The 7,083-nt window shown below is 58.7% G+C and carries 5 protein-coding genes and 2 tRNA genes; 4 read left to right on the top strand and 3 right to left on the bottom strand.

What is annotated here, in order from left to right:
- The first annotated feature begins 457 nt into the window (after nt 1–457).
- Nucleotides 458–604: a hypothetical protein gene (locus QP093_RS07550; RefSeq protein ID WP_285015977.1), complete on the top strand. Its 147-nt coding sequence runs from the start codon at nt 458–460 to the stop codon at nt 602–604.
- A gap of 940 nt (nt 605–1,544) precedes the next feature.
- Here the strand turns inward: QP093_RS07550 and QP093_RS07545 are convergent.
- The 3 genes from QP093_RS07545 to QP093_RS07535 all read right to left on the bottom strand — a co-directional run bounded on the left by QP093_RS07545 (nt 1,545) and on the right by QP093_RS07535 (nt 3,378).
- Nucleotides 1,545–1,633 (bottom strand) — tRNA-Ser (locus QP093_RS07545).
- 150 nt (nt 1,634–1,783) lie between these two features.
- Nucleotides 1,784–1,870: transfer RNA gene (locus QP093_RS07540), tRNA-Ser, on the bottom strand.
- Between the two features lie 173 nt (nt 1,871–2,043).
- Nucleotides 2,044–3,378 (bottom strand): AGE family epimerase/isomerase, encoded by a 1,335-nt coding sequence (locus QP093_RS07535; RefSeq protein ID WP_285015976.1) that lies wholly within the window; start codon nt 3,376–3,378, stop codon nt 2,044–2,046.
- Nucleotides 3,379–3,485: 107 nt separating this feature from the next.
- On the opposite strand from QP093_RS07535, the gene QP093_RS07530 reads away from it, so the two are divergent.
- From QP093_RS07530 to QP093_RS07520, 3 genes are all read left to right on the top strand, one after another.
- On the top strand, nt 3,486–3,821 hold the full coding sequence (locus QP093_RS07530) for a hypothetical protein (RefSeq protein WP_285015975.1): 336 nt from the start codon (nt 3,486–3,488) through the stop codon (nt 3,819–3,821).
- A 60-nt stretch (nt 3,822–3,881) separates the two neighbouring features.
- Nucleotides 3,882–5,552, top strand: a complete 1,671-nt coding sequence (gene pgm / locus QP093_RS07525; RefSeq protein WP_058237549.1) for a phosphoglucomutase (alpha-D-glucose-1,6-bisphosphate-dependent) — start codon at nt 3,882–3,884, stop codon at nt 5,550–5,552.
- Nucleotides 5,553–5,718: 166 nt separating this feature from the next.
- On the top strand, nt 5,719–7,077 hold the full coding sequence (locus tag QP093_RS07520) for an MFS transporter (RefSeq protein ID WP_285015974.1): 1,359 nt from the start codon (nt 5,719–5,721) through the stop codon (nt 7,075–7,077).
- Nucleotides 7,078–7,083 lie beyond the last annotated feature (6 nt).

Below are 7,083 nucleotides of genomic sequence, written 5' to 3'. Positions count from 1 at the left end.
CCTGGTTCTTCCAGCACTGGTTTTGCCGTTCTTGACAAGCTTGTGGCCGCATACACCACAACGCGGCCGATTTCTAGACCATGGACCATACATGCTTTCAAAGCATGTACACAGCGCTCAAATCCCTGACACACCGAACAAAAACCAACACCACGTACACACAATCCGGGCATTAACCCCTAAAATCGAACTGCGCGAATAAAAAAGTAGCGGACGGGTTCAATCCCCGCCTGTTCGACAATGTCTAGCCACCTCAGAGAGGGGGCGGGGCCGGGGAACCCGTCCTGCTATCAGGTTAGCGTTTTTCGAGCCTATAAGCAATGCAAGTTTGCCCCGCATTGGTCTTGGCCATGCGGGGTTTTGTTATGCCCCCTTGTGGCACTCCGTAAACAGCCCGGAGAACATTGGCTGGACCAACAAGGCTGACGAGCCATAAACGGGAAGAAAGGAACAGACCATGTCTGATTCGACAGCGCCCAGCGAGGGCAACACCGATGTTTCGGGAGAAAACACAGGCGGATTCAAACCGGTCACCAGTCAAGAAGACCTCGACCGGATCATTGAAAACCGCTTGGTGAGAGAACGCAAAAAATTGGCTGGTTAACTTAGGCTCAGATATTTGTGGCGCGACCGAATGCCTGTCGTTACAACAGAACTTGCAGCGAACCCAGAGCGTGGAACGTGGCTTTCAAAGATCGCATTTCGTCATACATACAAAAGCCATCGCGGTGATGAGCGTGCCAACGTCGCTGAATCTTGGGGAGAGTTCTCGCTCCGTGCGCGGTATCAGTGTTTGCCGAAGGTTGCTACCTTATTGGTTTGTCATCTCGAAGAGTTGTTTCCCGTATGTCGCGTGATACGGGAGCTGTTGGATGTTCGATGCTGCATGTGATCTGCACAACGGAGGGAGGCAGGTCAAAGTCGATTAACTCTCGTGAGTTTCAGTTGAGGAGGTCGAGCAATTTACGTTCGCTTGACTCCATCGAGGTTCACTACCGGATGATTGATTGTCTCTGAGGCAAAAGTCCGTGGGAGTCTGTCCCAATGTGCGAGTAACAATCTCTTGCGGATCTAGTTCAGCGCATGAAAACAAGTGAGGAGAGGTGCGGCAGATGGTCGAAGCATGGTTCTCCGATCGAGTGTGCCATCAACGGGTCAAGGTCGATGAGGGGCTTTTGAGTCAACGGGTCAAGGTAAGAGCGCTGAATGCACGTCTCATGTAGAAGGAAGACCCCAACTTTTTAGCTCTATCGTGCGGTTTTCACATGATGAGACTCTTAGCGAGGTCTCTCATACCTTGACCGGTTGATCGCAAACCATCAGGCTACCTTGAGTGGCTGATCGGGAGCCCTCCGGCTGTCTCGACCAGCGGCTCCAACCTCGACTGCAAGCTTCAGCCTGTGACTACTGTGTGTCTAAAAAAGCCTTCAAGGTGGCCCGAAACCGGGCGTAATTTGCAGTCACACGCGTAGGCACGAGTTACAGCGAAACCCTGTCATGCCAACGAAAAACCCCGCCGTTCCAACGAAACAGCGGGGCAACAGCGGAGACGGCGGGATTTGAACCCGCGAGGGGCGTGAACCCCTACCTCCTTAGCAGGGAGGCGCACTCGACCGGACTATGCGACGTCTCCAAGTACCGCTTGAGTCTACCGGGCTTGCGCCCGCGCCACAAATACGCAGACTCACGATCCGGGCAAACTTCCCGGCGCGGCGGCACGTAGCTGGAAAAAATCCCGAAAACAGTGATCACCGAGGTGAAGCGCCATTTTCGGGAAATCCCGCGGAGGGCAAGGGATTCGAACCCCTGGTGCCATTGCTGACACAACGGTTTTCAAGACCGTCACCTTCGGCCGCTCGGTCAGCCCTCCCAGCCCGCCCAGTGTACCTGCTCAGGCGCGCAGATGAAAATCTGAAACAGCAGTGAAACACGTAACGATGTCAACACCACGGCACCATCAACGCGCTGGTCCCCTCGTCAATGATGATGACGAACGAGGGTGACCCACCCGCATCACGCGCCGCGCGCGATAGTCGAACCGGCCTACCAGCGATGCTTGAAAATGTTCCACGAACGCCGATCCGTAGGTGCTTCCTCCGGATGATCCAGCAGGTCGCGCGAAATTGCCGAGGCAAACGGCGGCCACAGCGGCACGCGTGACATCAACAATGTCTGGATTGCGTGGTACACATCCAGGCGCGAGGCGATCGGCTCGGAAGCCGGTTCGTTGTTCTCATCCAGCGCGCGAATCCACCTGCCAGGAGACAAGATCAGGTAGTCGTTGATGAAGTCGAGCCAGGAACGGTGACAGTGCTCGTAGTTCTCCACCTCTGCAGGGTTGACACCGTCATCGAGCATTGCGCGGCGAATCGCCAGTGCAGCGCACACACCTTCGCATGCGACCCACTGCAGGTGGTGCGTATCCACAGGTTCACCATCTGCGGACACGGTCAGTGCGAAACCTGGCTTTCCGTTGCGGCGCCACCCATCAACGCGGGCGCGGTGGAAAAGCTCCTGCGCCATTTCGAACAGATAATCCGGCTGCTGGCGGCCCATCGAGCGCAATGCGGCGCGAATATGGACAGCCAGGCGCGCCCACTGCATTGAGTGGCCAATGACGTAGCCGGTGTACACGCGCCGACCGTCGTCAAAACCGGAGGGGACATGATCCAGCGGTTTCCATTGCGCGTCGTAGTATTCGGGCAGGCGCCAGTTGTGGGATGACGCCTGCTCGTTGACGAACTGCGCGATCACTTCGGCACGTTCAATCCACAGTGGATCGGTTGTCGCCTCGGCGGCCGATAGGTAAGCCTCGGCGGTGTGCAGCAGGCAATCCATCGCATGCAGACGGTCGGTCGGCTTGTGGTCAGCGGTCAGTGAATCGTGCACCAACCCGTTCTTGTCCAGCCAGAACCGCTCCTGATCGTGCAGTGCAGCGTTGAGCAGTTCAAGCGCGCCGGGCCTGTTGGCGACTGTAGCCGCGGAAGCCGCCAGAATCAGGAACGCGTGATGGAACTGCGACTTCATGTCGGCGTAGGGGCCTTCCCACGGGACCGCGTTGCCCTCAGCATCCAGGTCGTGTGTGAGGCCGGTGAACCAGCCGCCCTGAGTCTCATCCACAAAATGTGTCGACAGGCAGTGGATCCCGTGGTCTGCGAAGCGACGGCAACCGGGGATTCCCATCAGGATACCCAACGAGTACACGTAGGTCATGCGCGAGGTGACCGCGAGCTCCACTGGTCGGGTCGTGTCAGCGTCCCCCTCCGTGGTCAGGTGAGCAAACCCGGTGGATGCCATCGTGCATTTCGCCTCTTCCAGGAGGGCGCGCATTTGTGCCGATAGCCAGTTATTGTGTTCAACTGAACCAATCCAACCCATTGTCTTCGTTAACCTCCAATGGCACTGATGAGCCTCTATCGCGTCATTGCCTTTTCGTCGTAGAGTGGTTGTATCAGTACTCAGCCTACCGTCTCAGTGGAGTTCAGATGCCTACTGTCATCAATACGTTCAACGCGTCGTCACCTTTGGCCAACACCGGCGCAACTGTACTGCCGTACGTTCTGATTGGCCTCCTGCTGGTTGTCCTCGCCATCGCCGCGTTGCTGTGGGCACGCCATTCGCGTCGCCAGCAGGCTGAGCAGGCTGCCGCAGCCAAGCCGGTCGTTCCGCCGGCACACACTGACGAGGCAGACTCCACCGCCGCTGATGCAACCGATGCTGCAGGCGGAGCAGTTGCTGCTGATGAGAACCTTGATTCAGGTGAATCCTCCCTGGAAACGCCTATTAATCCCACTGATGGAGATGATCCGGCAACCAAGTAGGCACGTGCCGAAAGCTGGAATAGGGCGACAGGTGCCACCGATCAGTGACACACTGGAGTCATGCATGAAAGAGCTGGCACAGTTGCCCTACCAGAAGACCTGATCGACGTTCAAGAACTTCTTTCCGCGTATTACGACATTGAGCCGGATGTCAGCAATCCGGACCAACGCGTCGTGTTCGGAACTTCCGGGCACCGTGGATCCTCACTCGATGGCGCATTCAATGAGGCGCACATCGTCGCGATCACCGCAGCCATCGTGGAGTATCGCGAAAGCCAGGGATATAACGGCCCGCTGTTCATTGCGCGCGATACTCACGCGCTGTCCGAGCCTGCATGGAAAACTGCCGTTGAGGTGCTTGCCGCTGCAGGCGTGCAGATCAAGGTTGACGAGCGTCATTCCTACACGCCGACCCCCGCGTTGTCCCTGGCCGTGCTCAATGCGAACGGTGCGCCCGAAAATCTACGCACCAGTGGTGACGGACTGGCTGACGGCATCGTCATCACCCCATCCCACAATCCGCCGCGCGACGGTGGCTTCAAGTACAACCCGCCTCACGGTGGCCCGGCTGACACGGATGCCACCTCGTGGATCGCGCAGCGAGCCAACGAGCTCCTTGAAAAAGGATGGCGCTCCATCCCGCGCGTCCTCGACACTGACCTGTACAGCCACGAATGTGTGGGCACATTCGACTTCCTGGCGAACTACGTGCGCCAGCTCGACACGATCATCGACATGGATGCAATCCGCGAAGCGAAGATCCGCATCGGAGCAGACCCGCTGGGTGGCGCCTCGGTGGACTACTGGGCGGCAATCGCTGAACAGTACGATCTGGACCTGACGGTGGTCAACCCGAAAGTCGACCCGGCCTGGTCGTTCATGACGCTGGACTGGGACGGCAAGATCCGCATGGACTGTTCATCTCCCTACGCGATGGCTTCCCTGCGTGATCAGATGACGCCCGATGCCAACGGGCACACCCCCTACGACATCGCCACCGGCAATGATGCAGATTCAGACCGTCACGGCATTGTGACCGCTGACGGCCTGATGAACCCGAACCACTACCTGGCGGTCGCCATCGAATACCTGCTGACGCACCGCCCAGGATGGTCAGAGTCCACAGCGATCGGTAAGACCCTGGTGTCCTCCTCCCTTATTGACCGTGTCGTCCAATCACTGGATCGCACGCTGATCGAGGTGCCCGTGGGCTTCAAGTACTTCGTGCCCGGACTGTTGGACGGGTCAGTGGGCTTCGGCGGTGAAGAATCGGCCGGAGCTTCGTTCCTGCGTAAAGACGGCACCGTGTGGACCACCGACAAGGATGGCATCATCCTGGCGTTGCTCGCCTCGGAAATCATGGCGGTGACAGGCAAGTCGCCCTCGCACATTCACGTTGAGCAGGTGGAACGCTTCGGAGCCTCGTCGTACGCGCGTGTCGATGCGCCCGCGAACCGGGAGCAGAAAGACAAGCTGAAGAACCTGGCTGCTGACGATGTGAGCGCAACGGAGCTGGCGGGCGACCCGATTACCGCGAAACTGGTGCGCGCACCGGGCAACGATGCGGCAATCGGCGGCCTGAAGGTGACCACTGACTACGCGTGGTTTGCTGCCCGCCCGTCAGGAACCGAGGATGTCTACAAGATTTACGCCGAATCGTTCAAGGGCGATGACCACCTTGCGAAGGTTCAGGACGCTGCGCGTGACGTGGTGAGCGAAGCACTCACGTAAGGCTTGATGCGGCGCTGCTGCACGCTGCCGGAAGATTGGAATGAAGGTGAGGCGGGCCCGGCATGCAAACTTGCCGGCAGAGCAGTGATTCTATACCCGTCTGGGTGACGAATCTGGCCAAAAATGGTGGTGCTGACCCGCCTGCAGACGGTTAGGATAGTGAATCGTGCTCTCGAATTACGCTGATTTGCTGCGCATCCGAGGGGCATGGAAATTCTCACTGGCTGGTATGGTGCTGCGCGCACCCATGTCATTGATGGGAATCTCGACGATTCTGCTGGTCAAAGGCATGTATGGCAACTACACGCTTGCGGGCGCGGTCAGTGCAATCTCCGTCGTCTCCTTGTCGATCTGCGCCCCGATACTTGCCCGCCTGGTCGATCAACGCGGCCAGGCTGTCATTATGGTGCCGTCCCTGGTGGTGTCGGCACTTGCGACCATCGGACTGTTTGGTGCCGCCGTCCTGCACGCCCCTTCGTGGGTGTTGTTCATCTTCGCCGGGCTGTCCGGCGCAACGTGGGGTTCACCCGGTGCACTGGTACGTGCCCGCTGGGCAAAAGTGGTGCGCACGCCGAAACAGCTCACCACCGCGTACGCATTTGAAGCTGCAGTTGACGAGGTTGTCTTTGTCATCGGACCGATCGTTGCCACGCTGCTGGGAACAGCGCTCCATCCGGGGACGGGTCTGATTTTGTCGGTGTTCTTCATCATCGTCGGCTCAATCGGGTTCTTTCCGCAGCGCGCCAGCGAGCCGACCCCGACTCCGAAAATCAAGGGCGTGCGCCAGCCGACCGTCCTGCTCAACCCTGTCATCATCATCCTGGTGCTCACCTTCATCGGTGCGGGCGTCATGTTCGGTGCGAACGACGTGGCAGTGGTGGCCTTCACTGAAGAGCACGCTCACCCGGAACTCGCCGGTGTGCTGCTCGGCTTCTTCGCAATGGGGTCGTTCACGGCTGCACTGTTCTACGGTGCTCGCCACTGGACCACTGCGCTGTGGAAACTCTTTGCCATCGGAATCTTGGCACTCGCCATCGGTGTGTCAACATTCCTGCTGGCGCACTCCCTGCTTGCCCTTGGCGTGGCAATGCTCGTGACGGGACTGGCAATAGCGCCGACCATGACGAACGTCAATGCGATTGTGTCGAAAGTCGTAGCCTCCTCACAGCTCACTGAGGGATTGACGTGGATGTCCACGGCAATGAATATCGGTGTGTCGGTGGGGGCGACGCTGGGTGGCCGCGTGATCGACGCGTCCGGCGCTCACGGCGGCTTCCTCGTTACCGTGTCCTTTGGCTGGGTGATGGTCGCGGTCATGCTGATCGGACTGCCCAGGTTGCGTCGCGACGTGCTGCGCGCTGAAGCCGAACCACTGATCGCAGACTCGCCAAAAGACGAAGGCGCAGACTCAGACACAGCCTCGAGCTCACCCGAGGAGCCAGCCTCCCAAGAACCAGCGTCCAACGAGCAGACGCCTGACGATCACACCTTCAACGATTCTCACAGTGAGGGTGACCCACATTAAAGTGTG

The sequence above is a fragment of the Pauljensenia sp. UMB10120 genome (assembly GCF_030212035.1).
GTDB classification, from domain to species: domain Bacteria; phylum Actinomycetota; class Actinomycetes; order Actinomycetales; family Actinomycetaceae; genus Pauljensenia; species Pauljensenia radingae_A.
This window is presented reverse-complemented; position numbering and strand designations above follow the sequence as displayed.